15 protein-coding genes are annotated in these 22,444 nt (G+C 66.9%); 7 read left to right on the top strand and 8 right to left on the bottom strand.

What is annotated here, in order from left to right; all coding sequences use genetic code 11:
• Window positions 1-18: 18 nt before the first annotated feature.
• The gene (locus BN1056_RS05530) at window positions 19-1,032 is read right to left on the bottom strand and encodes a LacI family DNA-binding transcriptional regulator (RefSeq protein WP_210579667.1); all 1,014 of its coding nucleotides are present in this window, start codon (window positions 1,030-1,032) and stop codon (window positions 19-21) included.
• Between the two features lie 104 nt (window positions 1,033-1,136).
• Here BN1056_RS05530 and BN1056_RS05525 point away from each other — a divergent pair, with 104 nt between their 5' ends.
• The 4 genes from BN1056_RS05525 to BN1056_RS05510 all read left to right on the top strand — a co-directional run bounded on the left by BN1056_RS05525 (window position 1,137) and on the right by BN1056_RS05510 (window position 6,865).
• Window positions 1,137-2,543, top strand: a complete 1,407-nt coding sequence (locus BN1056_RS05525; RefSeq protein WP_244671533.1) for an ABC transporter substrate-binding protein — start codon at window positions 1,137-1,139, stop codon at window positions 2,541-2,543.
• Between the two features lie 80 nt (window positions 2,544-2,623).
• The gene (locus BN1056_RS05520; protein WP_210579666.1) at window positions 2,624-3,556 is read left to right on the top strand and encodes a carbohydrate ABC transporter permease; all 933 of its coding nucleotides are present in this window, start codon (window positions 2,624-2,626) and stop codon (window positions 3,554-3,556) included.
• On the top strand, window positions 3,553-4,374 hold the full coding sequence (locus tag BN1056_RS05515) for a carbohydrate ABC transporter permease (protein ID WP_210579664.1): 822 nt from the start codon (window positions 3,553-3,555) through the stop codon (window positions 4,372-4,374). The genes BN1056_RS05520 and BN1056_RS05515 overlap by 4 nt, the downstream gene beginning before the upstream one ends.
• 4 nt (window positions 4,375-4,378) lie before the next feature.
• A complete protein-coding gene (locus BN1056_RS05510; protein ID WP_210579663.1) occupies window positions 4,379-6,865 on the top strand; it encodes a glycoside hydrolase family 31 protein in 2,487 nt (828 codons plus the stop codon).
• Between the two features lie 64 nt (window positions 6,866-6,929).
• Here the strand turns inward: BN1056_RS05510 and BN1056_RS05505 are convergent, their stop codons facing one another.
• The 5 genes from BN1056_RS05505 to BN1056_RS05485 all read right to left on the bottom strand — a co-directional run bounded on the left by BN1056_RS05505 (window position 6,930) and on the right by BN1056_RS05485 (window position 13,254).
• Window positions 6,930-7,937, bottom strand: coding sequence for a LacI family DNA-binding transcriptional regulator (locus tag BN1056_RS05505; protein WP_210579661.1), 1,008 nt, complete (start codon window positions 7,935-7,937; stop codon window positions 6,930-6,932).
• 46 nt (window positions 7,938-7,983) lie between these two features.
• Window positions 7,984-9,687, bottom strand: a complete 1,704-nt coding sequence (locus BN1056_RS05500) for a glycoside hydrolase family 13 protein (RefSeq protein ID WP_210579659.1) — start codon at window positions 9,685-9,687, stop codon at window positions 7,984-7,986.
• Between the two features lie 159 nt (window positions 9,688-9,846).
• Complete coding sequence (locus tag BN1056_RS05495; protein WP_210579657.1) at window positions 9,847-10,722, bottom strand: carbohydrate ABC transporter permease; 876 nt, start codon at window positions 10,720-10,722, stop codon at window positions 9,847-9,849.
• The gene (locus BN1056_RS05490; protein ID WP_210579655.1) at window positions 10,719-11,771 is read right to left on the bottom strand and encodes a carbohydrate ABC transporter permease; all 1,053 of its coding nucleotides are present in this window, start codon (window positions 11,769-11,771) and stop codon (window positions 10,719-10,721) included. Before BN1056_RS05490 ends, BN1056_RS05495 begins: the two co-directional genes overlap by 4 nt.
• Window positions 11,772-11,946: 175 nt before the next feature.
• Entirely contained in the window at window positions 11,947-13,254 is a 1,308-nt protein-coding gene (locus BN1056_RS05485; RefSeq protein ID WP_210579652.1) for an ABC transporter substrate-binding protein, read from the bottom strand.
• Between the two features lie 323 nt (window positions 13,255-13,577).
• Between BN1056_RS05485 and BN1056_RS05480 the strand changes: the two genes are divergently transcribed.
• The 3 genes from BN1056_RS05480 to BN1056_RS05470 are packed head-to-tail and all read left to right on the top strand — an operon-like array spanning window position 13,578 to window position 18,415.
• A complete protein-coding gene (locus tag BN1056_RS05480; protein ID WP_244671532.1) occupies window positions 13,578-15,206 on the top strand; it encodes an MDR family MFS transporter in 1,629 nt (542 codons plus the stop codon).
• Window positions 15,207-15,266: 60 nt separating this feature from the next.
• Entirely contained in the window at window positions 15,267-17,714 is a 2,448-nt protein-coding gene (locus BN1056_RS05475; protein ID WP_210579651.1) for a glycoside hydrolase family 3 C-terminal domain-containing protein, read from the top strand.
• A gap of 50 nt (window positions 17,715-17,764) precedes the next feature.
• On the top strand, window positions 17,765-18,415 hold the full coding sequence (locus tag BN1056_RS05470) for a sugar O-acetyltransferase (RefSeq protein ID WP_244671531.1): 651 nt from the start codon (window positions 17,765-17,767) through the stop codon (window positions 18,413-18,415).
• On the opposite strand, the gene BN1056_RS05465 is transcribed toward BN1056_RS05470, so the two are convergent.
• Both BN1056_RS05465 and BN1056_RS05460 read right to left on the bottom strand, forming a co-directional pair.
• On the bottom strand, window positions 18,409-19,665 hold the full coding sequence (locus BN1056_RS05465; protein WP_210579649.1) for an alpha-amylase family protein: 1,257 nt from the start codon (window positions 19,663-19,665) through the stop codon (window positions 18,409-18,411). The genes BN1056_RS05470 and BN1056_RS05465 overlap by 7 nt on opposite strands.
• 196 nt (window positions 19,666-19,861) lie before the next feature.
• Window positions 19,862-22,444 (bottom strand): UvrD-helicase domain-containing protein (locus BN1056_RS05460; RefSeq protein ID WP_210579648.1); only part of this gene is annotated, 2,583 nt, incomplete at its 5' end.

Here is a 22,444-nt window from a genome sequence, read left to right as displayed (position 1 = left end):
TTCCCCCATGGGCACAGGTCAAATCGGGGCCGGCCCGAGCGTCCCGCCCTCCTGCCAGGCGACCGGTAGCACGGTTTGCCGTGGGGCGCCGGCGCCGTCGCGCAGCTCGTCCAGGAGATACGCAACCGCGGCGGTGGCCTTGTCGCGAATCGGCTGACGCACCGTCGTCAGCGGCGGGTCGACGTAGCGCGCCAGGTCCAGGCCGTCGAAGCCGACCACGGAGACGTCTTCGGGCACCCGGCGCCCCGCCCGGCGCAGTCCCGCGGCAACGCCGAGGGCGAGCACGTCACCGGAGGCGAACACAGCGGTCACGGGAGACCTGCGCTCCGTCAACCGCGCCGCCGCAGCGATCCCCTCATCGAAACCGACCTCGGTGAGCAGCACGTCCCGCCGCTCCACTCCACCGCCGTGGTCGGCGAGCCCCCCACGCAGGCCGCGCAAGCGCTCGCGCACCACCCCGGGGATATCAGTCGTGGGGCCGACGAAAGCCACACGCCTGTGCCCCGCAGACCCGAGCCGCTCGCCCGCCATCCGCGCACCCCCGGCGTCGTCGATGTTGACGTAGGAGATACCGTCGCCGTCACGGTAGGAGTCGATGAACACCGCCGGCACACCGGAGCGCTCCAGGAACTCGCTGGGAGTCATGCGGGTGGTGGCCATGACGATCGCGCCGGAGACATTCCATGAGCGCAGCTGGGCGACCGTGTCCTCCGCCTTGGAGGCGCCGCAAAGCATGAGGGCATAGCCCTCCGCCCGTGCCGCCTGCTCGCACACGCCCACGAACATCGACTCGTACGGGGACTCCAGGGCCGGTCGCCCCGGAACCGCCTCGTAAACCAGGGCGAGGATCCGCGAGGACGAGCCCGCCAGCGAGCGGGCCGCGGCGCTGGGCACGTACCCCAGGGCGGCGATGGCCTCCTGCACGCGGGCGATGGTCGGCTCCGAGACCTTGCCAGTGCGACCGTTGATGACGTTGGACACCGTCATGGCGCTCACACCGGCGCGCGCCGCCACGTCTCGTAACGTCGACATGAACCACTCCTGCCTGCTAGCAACACCTTGACGGCCGTACTTCCCGTCGATACAGTGTATGACGTTTACCGGTAAACCTCAGCCCGGTACCGACGAAGGACTCCATGATGCACACCCCCTCCCCCAAGCCAATCTCTCGACGCGGTTTCATCACCGCCGGAACCAGCGCTGCTCTGTTGACCACCCTGGCCGCCTGCGGCGGCGGGAATACAACCGCGACAGTCCAGGACACCCAGGCCGCAAAGGGCCTCGACATTCAGGGCGACCACCTGACATACGACCCGAATACTCTGGTCAACAACGGAGACCCCATCACTATCGAGTGGTGGCTATGGGACGGCGACGAAAAGTTCAAGGCATTTGCCGATGCCTACAGCAAGATCCACCCCAACGTAGAGATCAAGATCGTAAACCAGGCCTGGGACGATTATTGGACCAAGCTGCCTCTCGCCCTCCAGGGTGATAACGGACCAGCCTTGTTCAACATCCACAACTCCTACCATGAGAACGTCCTGCCCTACTGCGAGGCTTACGATATGGACCTGGACAGTCTCTCCCAGGACTTCGTCGGAGTCGACGGCCATGTAATAGACGACTCGGTTTACTACATCGACTACGGACTCATGACCGGCCTGATCTTTTACAACAAGGCCATGTGGGAGACCGCCGGCCTGACAGATGAAGATATTCCGACGACGTGGGACGAGTTCCGTGAGATAGCGAAGAAGCTCACCGTGCGTGACGGCAACTCGTTCCAACAGGCCGGATTCGACTTCAATGACAGCCTCTACCTCATGCTGTTGGGGAAGCACTACCAGTCAGGCTATAACCTGTTCGACGCTTCCGGAACTTCCGTCCAGGTCGACAACGAAGTGATGAAATCTGATTTCCAGTACTTCAAGGACCTGTACGACGTAGACCAGGTGGGATCACCGGACTTCGGCCCCAACGCGCAGGAAGCCTTTGGCCAGGGCCTATCCGCCATGCACTATTCGTGGGGACACCTTTACGGCACGATGGCTAACGACTACCCCGAGATCGAGTTCGGTACCTTCCAGTTCCCCGTCAACAACGCAGACGAGACCCCCTACGCATACGACCGCTACAACGGGGAATCCACTCCCGGCATCAACAAGAACGCCTCTGACGGCGCACGCGAGGTCGCGCAGGACTTCCTCAAGTTCTTCCTGACGAGTAACGATCTGCTCGTCGACCTCTGTCTCAACTACAGTCTCTTCCCCTCGTCGGTCGCGCTCGCTGACAACACCGAGATCAAGCAGCACCCCGTCACCAGCGCGCTCGGTTCGATCGACCGTTACGTATGGCCCGGGCCTATGCCTGCCACCGTTGAAGACAACATGAAGATTGCCGTGTCCGACGTGCTTTACAACGGCGTCGGCATCCCCGAGGCCTTGACCACCGCAAAGGCGGCCATTGACGCTGACATCGCCAAGACCGACTTCAGCTCTGTCGAAGGTCTGTACGCCCACGCCGACGAGCTGGTCGGCTGACATCCACGGCGCACCCAGCCAGACGCCACCTAAAGGAGGACGGGTGGGCGGGGAGGGGGTCTCCCCGCCCACCTATCGTCATGAACCAACAAGTATTAGCGGCCGACTCATCGGCCCCGTCTCGCACCATCGCGCGGCACCGCCGCGCTTACAAGGGAGAAAGAACTCTCCGCAACAGCGTCGTCACCCTGATCGTCCTGTTCAACGCCGTTCTGCTCGTCTACCCGATAGGCAAGGCGCTCCTGGGATCCTTTCACCAATGGAACCCACTGAACGAAACCTATAAGTGGGTCGGCACGCAAAACTATGCCGACCTCTTTCGAGATCCGACTTTTTGGACCTCCCTCACCAATACCCTGTACTTCTCTGTCGTCGTAATCGTCCTGCGAGTCGGTCTCGGCCTCGCGCTCGCCTACGCCATTTGGTCGAAAGTGACTCGCCACAAGACCCTCTTCCGCACCATCTTCTACATGCCGACCGTCACTCCGATGGTAGCTATCGCCTACGTGTGGAAGATGATGTACAACCCTCAAATCGGCATTTTTCACAGCTTCCTCAACATTGACATCAACTGGTTGTACGACTCGCACTGGGCTTTGCCCGCGATCATGCTCATGACGGTGTGGAAGGACTTCGGTTATGCGGTTATCCTCTTTCTATCCGCACTGCACTCCCTACCCGAGGACGCTCTTGAGGCCGCCAGCGTCGATGGAGCGAGTTCATGGAAGCGTTTCTGCCACATCATTTGGCCCCTACTGCGGCCGATGACAATATTCGTAGTCATCACCTCTCTCATAAGCTACGTGCAAGCCTACGTTCAAATCCTCATCATGACCCAGGGTGGGCCAGGAAAGTCCACGTTCCTCATTTCATACATCATCTTCGACGAGGCCTTCCAACAGTATGACTTCGGGTATGCGTCCGCGATTGCGTTCGTGCTTCTGGTTATCACCGCGGCACTCACTGCGGCGTCATTCGGCCTCAACTCACGGCGTTCAGGAGGCCAGCGATGACCAAGCGCGTCCAAACCATCGCCCTAGAAGCGGTCCTGCTCATTATCGGCGTCACGACGGTGTTCCCCTTCGTGTGGATGCTGTTTTCGGCCTTCAAGCCCAATTCGGAGATCCGCGCACTCAACCAGACGCTCCTCCCGCAGGAGTGGACACTCGACAACTTCCTTAACCTGCAGGACAAGTTCGACTTCATCCGCTTCTTCACGAACTCGCTGGGCATTGCGCTCATTGTGACCGGAGTAACTATATACACCAGTTGCCTGTGCGGCTTCGTGCTCGCTAAGTACCGGTTCCCCGGCCGTAACGCCATTTTCGGTTTCATCCTTGGCACGATGATGATCCCCTGGGCCGTGACCATCATCCCGCGTTACACCATGTTTGCCGCATGGGGCCTGCGCGACAACTATCTATCGCTGATCCTGCCGGCAGCGATGAGCGGCTTCGGCATTTTCATGATGCGGCAGTCGATGGATGACATACCTGATGCAGTACTCGAGGCGGCGCGCATAGACGGCGCCAGCGAGATCTACATCTTCCACCGCATAGTCCTGCCAATGAGCCGTAACCCGATCTCGGCGCTCGCGATCTTTCAGTTCCTGTGGGCATGGGAAGACTACCTGTGGCCATACCTCATGATTGACAATGAGAAGATGCAGGTTCTCGCGGTCGGCCTTACGACCTTCAACGGACGCTATGGCACCGACTACGGCGGCCTGTTCGCCGCCACTACAATTTCGGTCATCCCCGTTCTCGTGGTTTACCTTATCTTCCAGAAACGCTTCATCGCCGGCGCCGCCGCCGCGGCAGTAAAGGGCTGATTACATGGCTTCCCCTCTTTCCTCCGCTTCAAACGACCCCCGTCCTGCGCCTGCCCCCGTCGGCGCCGTCGTCGCGGGCCCCGACTGGCGGTTCACGGTGCTGACCTCGCGGCTGATCCGCATGGAGTACTCCCGCGAAGGCAACTTCGTGGACGCTGCCACCCAGCTGGTGGTCTCCCGCGACCTGGGCCCGGTTCCGGACTTCGAGGTGCGCCGCAGCGAGGACCGCGTCGAGATCATCACCGAGCACCTGCACCTGACGTACCTGCCCGCGCGCGGCTTTTCCCGCTCCGGCCTCAGCGTCACCCTCCGCACCGCCGTCATTGGCGCCCACGGCGGAACCTGGCGCTACGGGGACCGGTGGGACCCGGAAGAGGCCTACCGCACCAACCTGGGCGGCACCGTCCGCACCCTCGACACCGTGGATGGCGCCACCACGGTGCAGCCCGGTCTGCTGTCAATCACCGGGCACTCGGTCATTGACGACTCCGGCTCCCTGCTCATTCAGGAGGACGAGTGGGTGCGCCCGCGCCCGCACTCCGACGCCGCCAACACCGCAACCGGCCCGGATAAGGACCTGTACTTCTTCGGCTACGGGCAGGACTACCGCTCGGCCCTGCGCGACTTCTTCGCACTGACCGGCCCTACGCCGCTGATCCCGCGCGCACTGCTGGGCAACTGGTGGAGCCGTTTCCACCGGTACTCCGAGGAGTCCTACCTGGAGCTGATGGACCGCTTCGCCGCCGAACAGCTGCCCTTCTCGGTGGCCGTGATCGATATGGACTGGCACCTGGTGGACATTGATCCCGCCATCGGCAATGGCTGGACCGGCTACACCTGGAACCGGGAGCTGTTCCCCGATCCGGAACGCTTCCTGGCGGCCCTGCACGAACGCGGCATGCAGGTGACGCTCAACCTGCATCCTGCCTCGGGCATACGCCGCCACGAGCACGCCTACGAGCCCGTGGCCCGCGCACTGGGGCTGGATCCCGCCACAGGAGCTGACATCCCCTTCAACATCGGAGACAAGGACTTCACCGCCGCTTACCTGGAGCACGCCCACCACACCCTGGAGACGCAGGGCGTCGACTTCTGGTGGCTGGACTGGCAGCAGGGAGGCGACACCGACATTCCGGGACTGGACCCGCTGTGGATGCTCAACCACGTCCACTACCTCGACTCCGGGCGCGAGCGCAGTGGTCCCGGCCAGACCAGTTATCGGCGTCGTCCCATCACCTTCTCCCGGTTCGCCGACGCCTCCAGTCACCGCACCCCGATCGGCTTCTCCGGAGACACGGTCACCTCCTGGGAGTCGCTGCGCTTCCAGCCGGAATTCACCGCCACCTCCGCCAACATCGGCTACTACTGGTGGTCCAACGACATCGGTGGCCACATGCTCGGCGTCAAGGACGATCAAATGACGGCCCGCTGGGTGCAACTGGGCTGCTTCTCCCCCATCAACCGCATGCACTCCACCATGTCGGTGTTCAACTCCAAGGAGCCGTGGCGCTACTCGCGGGACGCCCACGCCACCATGGATGCGTACCTGCGGCTGCGGCACCGGCTCGTGCCCTACCTGTATACGTGGGCGCGCCGTGCGCACGCCGAGGGCATCGGCCCGGTGCGTCCGCTCTACCACGATTACCCCTGGCGCATGGGGTCCTACGACAACCGCAACGAGTTCCTCTTCGGGGACCTGCTGGTCATGCCGATCACCCGCCCCGCCGACCCGGCCTCGCGCCTGGCTCAGGAGGAGGCCTGGCTGCCCCAGGGCACCTGGTTCGACCTGCCCACCGGACGCCGCTACAACGCCGCTGCCGCCGACGGGCGCATACTCACCTTCTCCCGTCCCCTGGAGCAGGTGCCCGTCCTGGCGCGCGCCGGGTCCGTGATCGTCGGCGCCGAGGACCTTGGCGAGGCGGCCGGCGACAACCCACGCCATCTCTCCGTGGTAGTCGTGCCGGGAGCCGACGGCGAGTTCGTGCTCGAGGAGGACGACGGCTCACCCGAGCCCGGACCCGACGGCGTGGTGCGCACCCGCTTCACACTCACCTGGGACGAGGCGGCCGGCTCGGCCCGCCTGGCAATCACCCAGGATGGTCCGGACGGCGTCGTACCGGAAGAACGGGAGATCACCGTGCACCTGCTGTCCACCGGCGGCCAGGCCACGGCCCGCGTGAACGGCACCGACACCCCTGTCAAGGAACGCCCCGCCGACGGCTTCACCCTAGGCGGCGGCCTGGACGTCTCCCTGGGCACGGTGTGCCCGGCCGACGGCGTCGTGCTCGAGCTGTCTGGCGTGAGCACTAAGCCGCCGTCGCTGGCAGACGAGGTCTTCCGGATCCTCGAACCCGCCCAGATGTCCTACCCGGCCAAGGACCGGGCCTGGGGCGTGGTCTCCTCCGGGGCCACCGGCGGCGCACTCATCGGCGGCCTGCGAGCAGCCGGCTTGTCTGAGCAGCTGTTGGCCGCCATTAGCGAGGTCGCCTGACCCCGCACCCGCGGGAGCCGTTGCTCCGCCGAGGTCGGTCGCCATGCCGACCGACCTCGGCGGATCAGGCAGGGCCCGGCGAGGCGGTCGAACCGTGGTCAATCAGGCGCGGCTCGACCAGCGTTACACCGGATACTGAATCATCGGTCAGGTAATGCAATAGCAGGTCCCCGGCCATACGCCCGAGCGCCGGCCGGTCCACCCCTACCTCGGTTACCAAGTCCCCAGCCGGGGTGCGGGCCGCGGTCAAGCCGACCGACACGAGGGACAGATCGCTTGGAAGAGACAGGCCGCGCGCCCACGCCGCCGCAATCACGCCTTCGAGCGCACTGGCGTTGTTGGAGACCACGGCTGTGCATCCCCCCGGCAGCCCGTCTGGTCCGAGTACATGCGCGCCGGCAATGACGTTGTCGGGACAAGAACGGAACACGGCCTCAACCCCATGCCTACGGGCGGCCTGACGTACAGCCTGGCTCTGAGCCGCATAGGCGTGAGACCTATCGGCATGCACATCGCGCATGAGGAACAGGATGCGGCGGTGGCCGAGCTCCACTAGGTGGTGCACACCCAGATCCGCCATCCGCTCGAAGTCGGCGTCCACCCCCGGCGCGCCGTCGGCACGGTTCGACGTGCCAATCAGCACGGTCGGCACGCCCTCCCCCAGCAGATACTCCTCACGTTCGTCGTCAATGGCTACGTCCATGAGGACGGCGGCCTCCAGCGCCCGGGAGCGAACCAGGGCCTCCAGCGCGTCCATCGGTCCCGAACGCCGTCCCACGGGAACGAAAACCTGCATGCCCTGCGGCTCCACGCCCTGGCGCAGACCCTCGACATACTCCAGATCGTTGACATCAATGCCGGAGCGCTGCATGCGAAACAGCACCCCGACTGTGCGCACCGAGCGAGCCGCCAGCATGGAGGCATGCCGGTTGGGCCGATAACCCAACTCGTCGATGGCGCGCTGCACCCGCTCCCGCGTGGCCCGGGTGGTGGGTCGCTGTCCCGTCAGGACATAGGTGACGGTTGACGGAGAGACTCCGGCCAGGCGTGCGACCTCGGCGCGGGTGGCCATGCGTTCTCCTTCCAGGGTCTGATGGGGCCGCCCGCCCTGCCTCAACTCATGCGGCTAGCCACACGGCGGCGTTCGCGGGAACGGTGATGGCGTCAAGGCGTCCGCCCGTCTGCCCGCTCCAAGACTGCACCAGCACCGCACCCGTCAACGGCAGCACGGCCTCCCCGTCCCCCATATTGATAGCAACAGTGACCTCACCGTTGCGGAAGGCAAGCACCTGCTCGGGCAGATCCTGCACCCATTCGACCTCGCCCCGCCCCAACTGCCATTCGCGCCTGGCGGCGATGGCGCGCCGGTACATGGACAGGGTGGAGTCGGGGTCGGACTCCTGTACGGCAGGGGCGTAGACGCCCCAGCCATCGGGCTGTGGCAGCCAGGTCCGCCCGGTGGTGTTGAAGCCGCAGGCGGGTCCAGTGGCAGCCCAGGGCAGGGGAACACGGCAGCCGTCACGCCCGCGCGTGCGCTTGTCGGTGCGCAGCCAGGCCGGGTCCTGGCGGCAGGCGTCGTCCATGGTGGTGTGCTCAGGCAGGCCCAGCTCCTCCCCCTGGAACATGTACATGCTGCCGGGCAGACCGAGGGCGAACAGAGTGGCGGCGCGGGCCTTGCGCAGCCCCAGGGCGGTGTCAGGCTGCGGATCCTCGGCGCCGATGCCATCGTCCGGCTCGGCGCCGGGAGCAAACCCAAAACGGGTGGCGTGACGGACGACGTCGTGGTTGGACAATACCCAGGTGGTTGGCGCGCCCACGGCGGCATTGGCTGCCATTGAGGTGTCGATGACTCTGCGCAGGTCGGGGGCACGCCAGGGGGACTTGAGGTAGTCGAAGTTGAAGGCCTGACTCATCTCATCCTCGCGGACGTACTTGGCCATCTGCTCGGGCGGATCCACCCAGGCCTCGGCCACCAGCAGGATGTCGGGGCGGATGCCGCTGAGCACGCTGCGCCAGTCGCGATAGATGTCGTGTACACCGGGCTGGTCGAACATGGGACCGTTGTCGGCGGTCTTGGGCCGCTCATCGTCGACGGCGGTGCCGCGCCAGCGGTCCTCCCCCAGAGCGTCGTCGGGCAGACCGGGAGCCTTGACCAGGCCGTGGGCGACGTCCACGCGGAAGCCGTCCACCCCGCGCCCAGCCCAGAAGCGCAGGAATTCGCGGAACATCTCGTGTACGTCGGGGTGGTCCCAGTTGAAGTCGGGCTGCTCCGCGGCGAACAGGTGCAAGTACCACCAACCGCGGTCCTCCTCCCGGCCGGTAAGCGGCTCGACCCGAGTCCACGCCGGGCCGCCGAACAGACTGCCCCAGTTGTTGGGCGGCCCGTCCGGGCTGTGGCGGAAGATGTAACGCTCGCGCTCCGGTGAGCCGGGTCCCGCCTGCAGCGCCGCACGGAACCAGGCGTGCTGGTCGGAGGAGTGGTTGGGCACCAGGTCGATCACAACCCTGATGCCGACGGCGCGGGCGGCGGCCACCATTTCGTCGAAGTCCGCCAGTGTCCCGTACTCGGGGGCCACGTCGAAGTAGTCGGCCACGTCGTAGCCGGCGTCAACCTGCGGAGACGGGTAGAAGGGCGACAGCCAGATGGCATCCACCCCCAGAGCGGCCAAGTGGTCCATGTGAGAGGTGATGCCGGGCAGGTCACCGAGGCCGTCGCCGTCGGAGTCGGCGAAGGAGCGGGGATAGATCTGGTAGATGACGGCGTCGCGCCACCAGGCGTCCTGGTCATTGCGCACGGTCACAAGCGGGGCAAGCGAGGTCATGAGGTCTTGTGTGTCCTGGAGCGGGATCGGAGTCCGGGCGGTAGAGGAGCGGCCGCCCGGACACGGAATGAGTAGGTACATAAGTTAGTACAGAAGACAGGCGGCAGGCCTGTGGTCCGGGTGCGCGCCCTCCTACAGCGCGCACCCGGACCACATGGGTCACTGCTTCAGGCCGCCCGCGGCCAGGCCGGCAACGATACGGCGCTGGAAAAGCAGCACCATGATCACCAACGGCAGTGTCATCACCACGCCCGCAGCCATCTGTGAGCCGAAGGGCGTGTTGAACTGGGAGGCGCCGGTGAACTTCGACAGCAGTACGGTGGCCGGCTGCATGGTCGGGTCATTGATCATCGTGACGGCCACCAGGAATTCATTCCAGGCGCCGATGAAGATGATGATCGCGGTGGTGAAGATTCCGGGCGCGGCGATCGGCAGAATGACCTTGCGGAACGCCTGCCCGGGCGTGCAGCCGTCAACCATGGCGGACTGCTCCAACTCCTGAGGCATCTGGCGAAAGAAACTGGTCAGGTTCCACACGGCCAGCGGCAGTGAGAACGACAGGTCCGGGATGATCATGGCCTGATAGGTGTTGATCCAGCCCCAGGCTGAGAAGTTCTTCAGCAGCGGCACGATGATGGCCACGAGCGGGAACATGGAGGTCGCCAGCACCACCAGCAGCAGCACGCTCTTGCCGCGGAAGTCCAGCCGGGCGAGCGCGTAGGAGGCGAAGGTGGCAATTGCCAGGGCAACCACGGTCACCACCACGGAGACGATGAGCGAGTTGATCAGCCCTTGCCCGAAGTTGTTCTTGGCGGAGAACACCGCCTGGTAGTTCTCGAAGGACACGTGCCTGGGCCACCAGGTGTTCTCGAAGATCTCCGTGTCGGGCCGCAGGGAGGACACCAACATCCAGTAGAACGGGGCGAGACAGTAGATGACGATGAGGACGATGCCGAAGGTGGACAGTGCGCCGGCCCAGTCGAACTTCTTCCGGGGACGCTCGATCACCGGCGCCGAAGCGGCTGCTGCACTCATGACGCGCTCCTCTCACTGGTCTCGAGGATGGGGTTCGCATGCGTTGCGTCGGCCGCCGCTCGCCGCCGTCGCGGCAGGAATACCGTGGCGGGGAGTTTGCGGCCCCGTCTGCTGCCACGGCGCGGGGCGCTGGCACCCAGGTCGGCGTGGGTGATGCGTGTGAACGCGAAGGCGAAGATGAACACGTACAGGAACAGGATGAGCGCGTAGGCGGCCGCCGAGCCATAGCGCAGGTTGGAGGCCTCGTCCTGTACGAGCATGGAGAGAGTCTCAACGGAACTCTTACGGGGACCGATCAGGATGTAGGGCAGATCGAACATCCGCAACGCATCCAGGGCACGGAACAAGACCGCAACCACCAGCGCGGGCTTTACCAGTGGCAGCGTGATCCGGGTGAAGCGCTTCCAAGCATTCGCCCCGTCGATCTTGGCGGCCTCATAGACCTCGTCCGGGATCACCTGAAGTCCGGCGAGCGTGAGCAGCCCGATATAGGGGGCGGTCTTCCACACGTCGGCGATGATGATGGTCAGCTTCGCTGATGCATTACCCGAGGCCCACATGATGTGCTGGCCCAGGATGGCGTTGGCTACGCCGTTCTGATTGAAGATCCAGCTCCACAGGATGGCGGAGACGGCGGTGGGGATGGCCCACGGGACCAGGATCGCCGCGCGGACGAAGCCGCGCCCGCGCATGGCCCGGTGCATGATCAGCGCCATTGCCACGCCGAGGATGGTCTCCAGGACCACCGTGACGACGCCGAACAAGGTGGTGTTCCACGCGGCGGTCCAGAACCGGGATCCGGCGTCGCTGAAGATGGCGGAGTAGTTGTCCAGTCCGATGAAGGGCTCGACGTCGGAAACGAACCCGGTTTCCGGGTCGAGTCCGGCCTTGCCGTACAGGGACTGCTGTAGGGACTGGATGACGGGAATGATGATGACGATCGTCAGTACGATCATCGTCGGGGTGATTAGCAGCCACGCCAGACGTGACTGTGCCCGACTGGCCTTCGACCGGCGATTCACATCCGGCACTTGAATATTGGTGCTCATGGCAGGCTCATGTCTTTGACTCATCTGGTTCACTGTTAGGGCAACCGGTTGCGCAGCCGCGCCGCGGGCACGCGCAAGACGCCCGGCGTGTGGGGCGGGTACGTTTCCCGCCCCACCACGGGTTGGACGGCGCGCACTTCAACCGACGTCAGCCCCGCCGGGGCCTTGTTGCGCGTCAGGACAGGGCGTTCAGCGAGCTCTCGAGAGTGGCGATGGCGTCTTCGGCCGTGGTCTGCTGCTGAATGGCCGGGTAGATGGCGTCCTGGATAGCGGCGGTCACATCACCGTAGGAGACTGCCTTCGGACGCCCCTTCGCCGAGTCGAGCGACTCGCGCAGCGTCGGCAGGTAGGGGAACTGCTCAAGCATCTCGGAATCCTCGTACAGGGATCCGATGACAGGCGCGAGGGTCTGCGTCTCAAGCGCGTACTTCTCAGACTCCTGGCTCGTCCACCACTGGACGAACTTCAGCGCCGTGGCCTTGTTCTTCGAATAGGCGGAGATTCCGCAGTTGTGCCCGCCCAGGGTGGGGACGAAGTCGTTGCCGTTGATGCTGGGCAGGGCGGCGACGCCGAACTTCTCCTCCCCGAGGGCCGCCATGTTGTTGGCGTACTGGTAGGGCCACTGCCGGTAGAAGAGCAGGTTGCCGGCCTCGAAGGCGTTGCGCCCGTCCTCCTCCTTCCACTCCAGGGAATCGGTGGGGATGTAACCGTCCTTGAACCCGTCGATCAAGGTTTGCAGTCCGGCGATCGCTTCCGGAGAGTTGATGGTGACGTTGCCCTCATCGTCGTAGAAGGATCCGCCGGCGGTGTTGATGAACTCGCTGGCACAGCAGGTCAGGCCCTCGTACTTGGCGAACTGGCCGCCGAACCCGCCAATGTCCTCATGACCGGGCAGAGCCCGCACGGCGTCGATGGCGGACTTGACCTCATCCCAGGTGGTGGGGACCTCTACGCCGGCCTCCTGGAGGAAGTCCTTGCGATAGAACATGATCGACGAGTCCGTCGCGAACGGCATCCCGTACAACGTGCCCATGTACAGGCCGGTCTCCCACACCGATTCGATGATGTCGTCGTTCTTAAGCTCATCCGTGGGCAACGGCACGACCCACTGGTTGGCCGCGAACTCGGCCACCCATACATTGTCGATGGAGATCACGTCGTACGCATCGGACTGCGTCTGGGCGTTGTTGATGAGGGACTGCCGCTGTTGGTCGGCCTCGGCGGACAACTCGATCAGCGTGACCTTCTCATCGGGGTAGAGCTCGTTCCACTCGTCAATGCGCTCTTGCACCTTGCCATCAGAGTTGTCCTTGCCCTGCACCCAGGTGATCGGTCCCGTGCCGGTGAAGTCGGCCGTTGACGCGGCGGATGCGCTCGTGCCTGAACTGTTGGATCCGCCGCCGGAACAGGCGGCCGCGGCGGACAGGGCCGCGACCACAGCTGACCCCTGGATGAAACGACGACGGGGTAGACGAGATGCCATGTGCTTTTCCTCCTTGAAACACCACGCGCGAGCTCGCTCACTCGTTGGGCGAACACACGCCGTCGACGCGCGTCGACTGTATGGCGAGACCAATGTAGCCCAGCCAGCAGCTCGCCGGAACGCAGCCCGCAACCGACAGGAATCTTCGTTATGAGACCGTGACCCAACGGGATGGTCGACTCCTGTGCACCAGGGGTGCCCAATACCTCTCCGCAGGCGTTTCGCAGCGCACCCGCCCGTTTGGCAAGATTTGTTGCGCGGCACGCCCTTCCCGGCTTCGGGCCCCTCCCCACTTGGCGTGCCGCGAGGAGAGATTCGAGGTAATGAGCAACACCCCCACGCATGGCGAACAGATGAACGCGCAGCCGAATTCGCAGGGGATCTCCGGCACCGTCGAGGGCATGACCTTCCGCCCCGACCGGCGGTTCTGGGTCGTGTACATCTGCCTGATGATGGTCCAGTTCCTCACCGCGATGTACCACACGGTGATCGCCACCGCACTGCCGACCGTCATCGGGGACCTGGGCGGCGTGGCACACATGTCCTGGGCAATCACCGCCTACACGCTCGGCCAGACGCTGGCCATGCCGATCAACGGCAAGCTCGGCGACCTGGTGGGCCGCAAGCGGCTCTACCTGCTGGCCATTGCGCTGTTCGTCGGGGGCTCGGCCCTGTGCGGCCTGGCGACCGACATGTTTGCCTTCACGGTCTTCCGCTTCGTACAGGGCCTGGGAGGTGGTGGCCTGATGATCTGCTCTCAGGCCATCACCGGCGACATCATCCCGCCACGTGTACGCGGCACCTACATGGCGCCCATGGGCGCCATGTTCGGCATTGCCGCCATTCTCGGCCCGCTTCTGGGCGGATGGCTGTCGGACTGGCTCGGTTGGCGCTGGATCTTCTGGTTCTTCCTGCCTTTCGGCCTGTTCGCCTGGGTGGCGGTAGCCATCGCGCTGCGCATGCCGCGGCGCTCCAGCAGCTTCAGCGTCGACTGGGCCGGGCTGGCACTGACCAGCATCGGCGCCGCGGGGATCGTCCTCATCGCCACCTGGGGCGGGACCACATACGCCTGGAGCAGCCCGGTAATGCTGGGGCTCATCGGCATCACCGTGGCCGCCTGGGCCGCCGTCGTCCCGGTGGAGAGGCGAGCCACAGACCCGATCCTGCCGCTGCAGGTGCTGACCGATCACACCTTCATCATCGCCACCGTCGTCTCGGTGCTCATGGCTGCCTGCATGTTCGGCATGAACGGGTACCTGCCGACCTACCTGCAGATGGTCCACGGCGTCTCCGCCACCATGTCCGGTCTGCTGCTGGTGCCGGGCAGCGTCGGAATGTTCACCGGGTCGCTGTTGTCAGGCACTCTGGTCACCCGCACCGGCCGCTACAAGCCCTTCCCGATCGTGGGCTCGCTGGTGGCCGCGACCGGCATGGCCATGCTGGGTCTGCTGCCCGCCGACGCCCCCGTGGCCTGGACCGGCGTGGCCGTATTCGTCCTGGAAATCGGCATTGGGATGTTCCTGCAGCTCAGCGTCCTCGTTATCCAGAACGCGCTACCCGCCAGCATGCTCGGCACCGCCACCTCCACCAATAACTTCTTCCGGGAGATCGGGGTGTCGATCGGCAACACGGTCGTTGGTGTGCTGTTCACCGGCCGCCTGACCGCGTCCCTACTCTCCCTCGGCTTCGACTCGCATGAGGCCGCTTCAATCACTCCGGCCATCGCTCGGAGCCTGAATGCCACCACGGGCGCCGCAGTGGTGGACGCCTACCACCATGCGCTGGCTCCCGTGCTGCTGTCGCTGGCCCCGGTGCTGCTGGTGGCGGCGGCAGTCGCGGGCCTGTTCAAGCCGATCCCGCTGTCGACCAAAACCGGCCTGGAGCAACTTGAGGAGGAGCTCGCCGAGGACGGGCCCGCCGACGCCTATCACACCGACCGCACGGACGGTTAGGCTTGGCCTGACACCGCCGTCCCACCCGACCTGCATGCACTTCTACGGAGACAATCAGCCATGACCGCCAACACCACCAGCGAGGTCGCGCAGAACCTGAACACCTCCGCTACCGCCCCCGACGCCGACCGCTCCTATGACCCGCGCCTGGCCGAGCTGGCCCGCCGAGCCGCCGCCGAGGGCACCGTCCTGCTCACCAACGACGGCGTGCTGCCGCTGTCCCCCACGGAGCCGGTGGCGGTCTTCGGCCGCGTGCAGATCGACTGGTTCGCCGTCGGCTACGGCTCCGGCGGTGACGTCAACGCCGTGTACACCACCAACCTGCTCGGCAGCCTGGCGGAGCAGGGCGTCAGCGTCGACGCCGAGTTGGCCTCCACCTACCGGCAGTGGTGCAACGCGCAGGAGCCGCCCACCGAGGAGTGGGGCAACTGGCCGCGTTTCTACCCGGAGATGGAGGTGGACCAGGAGCTGGTCGCCGCGGCCGCCTCCCGGGCCCGCACCGCCGTCGTCGTGATCGGCCGGGCCGCCGGTGAGGACCGGGAGAATGTGCTGGAGCCCGGCGGCTACTACCTAACCGACGTCGAACGCACCCTGCTGGAGCGGGTCACCGGGCACTTCGAAAGCACGGTGGTGATCGTCAACTCCGGCAACGTCATGGACCTGTCCTGGGCCGAGGAGTTGGGCGTATCCGCCCTGCTGCTGGCCTGGCCCGGCGGCATGGAGGGCGGCCGGGCCGTGGCCGACGTGCTCACCGGTCTCACCGAGCCGGGTGGGCGCCTGACCGACACCATTGCCCGCGCCTACGCGGATTACCCGTCGGCCGCGAACTTCGGCGGCCAGGAGTTCAACAACTACGTCGAGGACGTGTTCGTCGGCTACCGCTACTTCGAGACCTTCGCGCCCGAGAAGGTGCTGTTCCCCTTCGGGCACGGCCTGGGCTACACCTCCTTCGACCTGAGCCAGGCGCGCCTGGACTCCGTCTCCGTCGACGCCGACATCACCGTGCGGGTGCGGGTTGCCAACACCGGGCCGCGGCCGGGAGCCACGGTGGTGCAGGTCTACCGGGGTGGGCCCGCCGACGCCGCCCTGCCGCGCCCCGCCCGGGAACTGGTCGCCTTCACCCGCACCGGCGCGATCGCCCCGGGCGAGACCCAAGAGGTGACGGTCTCCTTCCCGCGGGCGCGCCTGGCCGCCTTCGACGACGACGGTCGGACCGGTCACGCCCACGCCTGGGTGATCGAGTCCGGCACCTACCCGGTGCACGTGGGGACCTCGGTGCGGCAGACCGTCGAAGCCGGCGCCGTCGTCGTGGAGAACACCGAGGTGGTCGAGCAGCTCCAGGAGGCGCTCGCCCCCGCCCCTGACGTTCCCTTCGATCGCATGACCGTGACGCGTGACGCGGAGGGCCGGGTGCAGGTCGGCTGGGAGGCCGCCCCCACGGCCACCGTCGACCTGCGTGAGCGCATCCTGGCGCACCTGCCACAGGCCGTTGAACCCACGGGCGACGTCGGCATCCGGTTCAGTGATGTGGTCGCCGGGCGCGCCACCATGGAGGCCTTCGTCGCCCAACTGGACGCCGCCGACCTGGCGCAGCTGGCCTATGGGGATGTCGAGATGAACTCCCCGCTGGGCGCGCCGGGCAACGCCGGTGCCTTCGGCGGGCTGACCGAGCGCCTGCGCGAGCTGGGCGTCCCCCCGGTAATCACCACCGACGGCCCCTCCGGGATTCGCGTTTCCGCCTACGCCAGCCTGCTGCCCTGCGGCACCGCCCTGGCCTCCACCTGGGATACGCCGCTGCTGGAGGAGCTGGCCGCCCTGCACGGGCAGGAGATGCTCCGCAAGGGCTCGGATGTGCTGCTGGCGCCGGGCATGAACATTCACCGCGACCCGCTGTGCGGGCGCAACTTCGAGTACTACTCGGAGGACCCGCTGCTGACCGGGCTGGCGGCGGCCGCCGTGGTACGCGGCATCCAGTCGCAGGGGGTGTCGGCATGCCCCAAGCACTTCGCCTGCAACAACCAGGAGACCAACCGCATCTACAACGACTCGCGCGTATCTGCACGGGCCCTGCGGGAGATCTACCTGCGCGGCTTCCGCATCTGCGTGCAGGAGGCGGCCCCGCACAACATCATGACCAGCTACAACAAGGTCAACGGCCAGTGGGCCCACTACAACTACGACCTGGTCACCACCATCCTGCGCGGCGAGTGGGGTTACCGGGGCAATGTGATGACCGACTGGTGGATGCGCTACGCGCCCGACCCGAACTTCCCGCAGCTTAAGGACTCCGCCACGCGGGTGCGCGCGGGTGTGGACGTACTCATGCCCGGCGGCGTCACCTGGTCCTCGACGCGCGCCGAGGGACATGACGACGCCGTACTGGCCGGCTACTCGCCGGACGACGCCAGCGGCGAGCACCTCACCCTGGGCGAGTTGCAACAGACGGCGCTGCACGTGCTGCGCATGGCGGCCACCACCCCGGCCGCACGGGCAGCCGCTGCGGACTGAGCCGCTGGGCGTAAGCGCGCCGGTGGCCCACCGTCACTACACTCGGGCATATGCGTCCCGATTGCTCCGACCCCACGGACACCGCAACCGCCACCGACTATCTTCCGGCTGATGACGGCCGTAGCAACCGGCAGCGGATGCTCGCCGGTGAGTGGTACGTGGCCGACGACCCGGAAAACGCGCGCATCGCCGCACACGCCCACCGCGAGTTGGCCCGCTACGAGCGGGATTTCAACGAGGGCGCTCCCGACGCGGCCAAGCACCTGCGTGCCGCCATCCCGCATCTGGGAGACGACGCGGTGCTGCTGCCGCCCGTTCGCGTCGACTACGGGGAGAACCTCACCATTGGGCCGGGAACCTTCGCCAACTACGGACTCACCGCGCTGGACGTCGCCCCGATCCGGATCGGGGCGAACTGCCAGTTGGGTCCGAATGTGCAACTGCTGACCCCGGTGCACCCGCTGGAACCGACGCCGCGCCGTGCCCGCCTGGAATCCGCGGATCCGATCACCATTGGCGACAACGTGTGGCTCGGTGGCGGAGTCATCGTCTGCCCCGGAGTCACCATCGGGGACGACTGTGTCATCGGTGCGGGCGCCGTAGTCACCCGGGATATCCCGGCGGGTTCACTGGCCGTGGGCAACCCGGCCCGGGTGATCCGCGCCCTGGATGACACGACCTTCCGCCCGCACCGTCACTGACCACTGCCGGCGTCGCCCCCGATGCGCAGCACCTGCCCGTCGGGGGCGGTGACGACGGCGACCGGGGCCGGCTCCAGGCGCAGTTCGACGGCGAGCCGCTGCCCGTCGGGGCCCAGCGTGTCGTAGCTGTAGGCGCGGTTGTCGAGGTGACGAGTCACCGTGGTGGCCGTCGCCAGCCACGGGTTGCGGCGGCGCAGGGCAATCAGGTCCTGGTATAGGCGCAGCATCGGCGCCCCCAGGGGCGAGAGCTGCTCGGGGCCGGCGGGGAAGGCGGGCCGCACATCGTCGTCGCCGCCGAGCCGCTCGGTCTTCTCCCCACGGAAGGCCTGCTCGTCCCCGTAGTAGATCGACGGTATACCACCGACCGTCAGCAGCAGCACCACGGCCAGGGCCGCCTTGGCGCCGCCCAGGCGGGTGGCGATACGGGTGACGTCGTGGTTGCCGATGAAGGTCAGGGGCGTGAAGGCGGCAAGCAGCTCGTTGTGCCGCTTGAGGCACCAGTCGAGCTCGAAGAAGTTCTCATCCAGCAGTGAGCTCCAGATCGCCTTCCACAACTCGTACTGGGTCACCGAGTCCATGCCGGAGCGGGTCACGATGTCCGCATAGTCGCCGTGGATCACCTCGCCCATGAACCAGGCCTCGGGAAACTCCTCGCGCACCCGCGGCAGCACCCGCGCCCAGAACTCCGGGGGGACGGCGTAGGCGGCATCCAGGCGCCAGGCCATAGCCCCGCGGCGCAGCCAGTGACGCATCACGTCGGCCACCAACTCGACGACGGCGTCGGAGTCGTGGTTGAGAGCCGCCAGGCCCCGGTGCCCCTCGAAGTCCTGGTGGGTCACGCCGGCATCGGTGTGCTCCAGGCGGAACAGCTCCTGTGCCCGCTCGTCCCCGGCCATCGCTGCGCGGAAACTCGGGTGAGCGGTGCCGACGTGGTTGAACACGCCGTCGAGCATCACGTTGATGCCGCGTCGGCGGCAGGCGGCGATCAGCCGGTCGAAGGCGGCGTCGTCCCCCAGGCGCGGGTCGATGGAGTAGAAGTCGACCGTGTCATAGCCGTGGGTCTCCGAAGTGAAGATCGGCCCCAGCGCCAGCCCGTTGGCGCCCAGGGCGATCAGATAGTCCAGCCACGGTTCCAGGGCGTCCAGCCGGGGGGTGAGCACCCGCTCGGCCTCGGTGGGGCGAATCGGCGCACCGGTGAAGCCCAGCGGGTAGACGTGCCACCAGATGCAGGAATCACTCCAAGAGGACACGGGAACTCCTTCGCTGAGTCGGTGCGGCTTCGCTGAGCGGGGTCAGGGACGAGCACTGGGCCACGCGCGTGGCCCGGGCTCGCGGTGCGACCTGCTTCCGCTAACTTCGGATAGGCGTGGTCAACATAACATCGTCGGCGCCCGTCGTGGGCGGCGCCGCACGGGTGTGTGCAAACGTGCGGCGCCGATCCGACTCTCAGAGCTTCTCGACCGGCGCCAGGCGCAGCATGAGGCGCTTAGTCGCCCGGGCACCGTTGATCGTGAACTCCACGCGGGCGACGGTGGAGCGGCCCGTCCCCTCGATGGCGATCACACTGCCCTCCCCATAGGTCTTGTGCCGGACCCGGTCGCCGGTCTTGAGCCCGGCCACCGCCTCGGGCAGGGCGGACTGCGCGGACTCGGCCTCGGATTGCGCCGCGCCCAGGCGCACCGGCTTGCCGCGCGCCGCCAGGCGCTTGGCGCGACGCGCCTCGGCCCGGTCCTTCGGAGTTTCGACCCGTCCCAGTTTCCCGGTGCGGGTGCGCCGCCCGGAGCCGATGGCGGGGGCGAAGTCGCCGTCGTCGTCGGGGGCCGCCTCACTGCGGTGCCCGTAGCCGCGGCGCGCGCCGAAGCCGCCCTCGTCCCAGGATGCGCCCCAGCCGGTGCCGCCTCCGCGCAGCGCGTCCATGGAGGAGGCGATGCGCTTCCACTCGATCGTGTCTTCGGGGACGTCGTCGAGGAAGCGGGAGGGGGGCATGGCGGTGGCGGTGCCCCAGGCGGAGCGCACGGCGGCGCGGGTCAGGTACAGGCGCTCGCGGGCGCGCGTGACGGCCACGTAGGCCAGGCGGCGCTCCTCGGCCAGCTCGGTCTCGTCCGCCAGCGAGCGCGCGTGCGGGAAGGTGCCGTCCTCCAGCCCGGTGACGAACACGACCGGGAACTCCAGCCCCTTGGCGGTGTGCACCGTCATCAGGGTGACCTGCCCCTGCTCGCGGGCCTGGGCCTCGGCCTGTTCCCGGTCCTCAGCCTGGTCGGCGACGTCGGCACTGGGGGGCAGCTGGTCGGAGTCGGCCACCAGCGAGACCCGCTCGAGGAAGTCGGCAAGCGTCCCGTCGGGGTTGGCGGCCTGGAAGTCGGAGGCGACGGCGTGCAACTCGGCCAGGTTCTCCACCCGGCTGGCGTCCTGCGGGTCGTCGCTGGCGCGCAATTCCGCCAGGTAGCCGGAGGCGTCCAGGGCGGCGTCGAGGATGTCGGCCACGCCGTCGCCGGCGTCGCGCGAATGCCGCAGGGAGGTGAGCAGCTCATGGAAGCCCGTCACCTGCCGGGTGGCGCGCGTCGTCAGCCCGACGACGGCGGGCGGCTCCGCGCCCTCGCCCTCCCCCGGGCGCGGGGCGCCGGCGGCGTCGGCCACCGCGGTGCCGAAGGAGACGGCGTAGCGGGCGGCATGCTCGGCCAGGGCGGCCTCGGCCTTGTCCCCCAGGCCCCGCTTGGGGACGTTCAGGACGCGGCGGATGGAGACGTCGTCGTCGGGGTTGTCAACGGCGCGCAGGTATGCGATGGCGTCCTTGACCTCGCGGCGCTCGTAGAAGCGGGTGCCGCCAACCACCTTGTAGGGCTGGCCGGAGCGGACGAAGGCCTCCTCCAGCGCCCGGGACTGGGCGTTGGTGCGGTAGAAGATGGCGACGTCGCGGGGGCGAATGCCGCACTCGTCGGCGAGCCGGTCGATCTCGGAGCTGATCCAGCGGGCCTCGTCGTGCTCGGAGTCGGCCACGTAGCCGATGATCTTGGGGCCGTCGCCGGAGGCGGTCCACAGGTTCTTCTCCCGGCGCCCGGTGTTGCGGGCGATCACCGCGTTGGCGGCGGACAGGATGTTCTGGGTGGAGCGGTAGTTCTGCTCCAGCAGGATCGTGCGCGCACTGGGGTAGTCCTGCTCGAACTCCTCGATGTTGCGGATGGTGGCCCCGCGGAAGGCGTAGATGGACTGGTCCGAGTCGCCCACCACGGTCAGTTCACCCGGTGGGACGGGTGAGTCGGCGCCGGAGGTGCCGGGCCCGCCCACCAGTTCGCGCACAAGCACGTACTGGGCGTGGTTGGTGTCCTGGTACTCGTCGACGAGCACGTGGCGGAAGCGGCGCCGGTACATCTCCGCCACCGCCGGCTTGGCCTGCAGCAGCTGGACCGTGCGCATGATCAGGTCGTCGAAGTCCAGGGCGTTGGCGGCCGCGAGCCGCCGCACATACGCGCTGTACACCTCGGTCAGGTGCCGCTCGAAGGGGTTGGAGGTCACGGCGCGCTCGGCGAACTCCGCCGGGGTGATCAGCTCGTTCTTCAGATCCGAGATGCGGGCGGCGAAGGTCTTGGGGGTGAAGCGCTTGGGGTCGATGCCGAGCTCGCGCACGATCAGGGTGATCAGACGGGTGGAGTCGGCGGCGTCGTAGATGGAGAAGGTGGAGCGCAGCCCGGCGGCGTCGTGCTCGCGGCGCAGGATGCGCACGCAGGCGGAGTGGAAGGTGGACACCCACATGCGCTCCCCCGCGGGCCCCACCAGGCCGGCCACGCGCTCGCGCATCTCTGCGGCGGCCTTGTTGGTGAAGGTGATGGCGAGGATCTCGCCGGGGCGGGCGCGGCCGGTGGCCAGCAGGTAGGCGATGCGGTGGGTCAGTACCCGGGTCTTGCCGCTGCCCGCGCCGGCGATGATCAGCAGCGGCGAGCCCGCGTGGGTGACGGCCTGCTCCTGGGCGGGGTTGAGTCCGGCGAGCAGCTCGGCGGGGTCCGCGACGGTGATGCCGTAGCGGGGCGGGGC

This window comes from Actinomyces succiniciruminis (genome assembly GCF_900002405.1).
Taxonomy (GTDB): Bacteria; Actinomycetota; Actinomycetes; order Actinomycetales; family Actinomycetaceae; genus Actinomyces; species Actinomyces succiniciruminis.
Note: the sequence above shows the minus strand (reverse complement) of the source record. Positions and strands in the feature narration are given on the sequence as shown.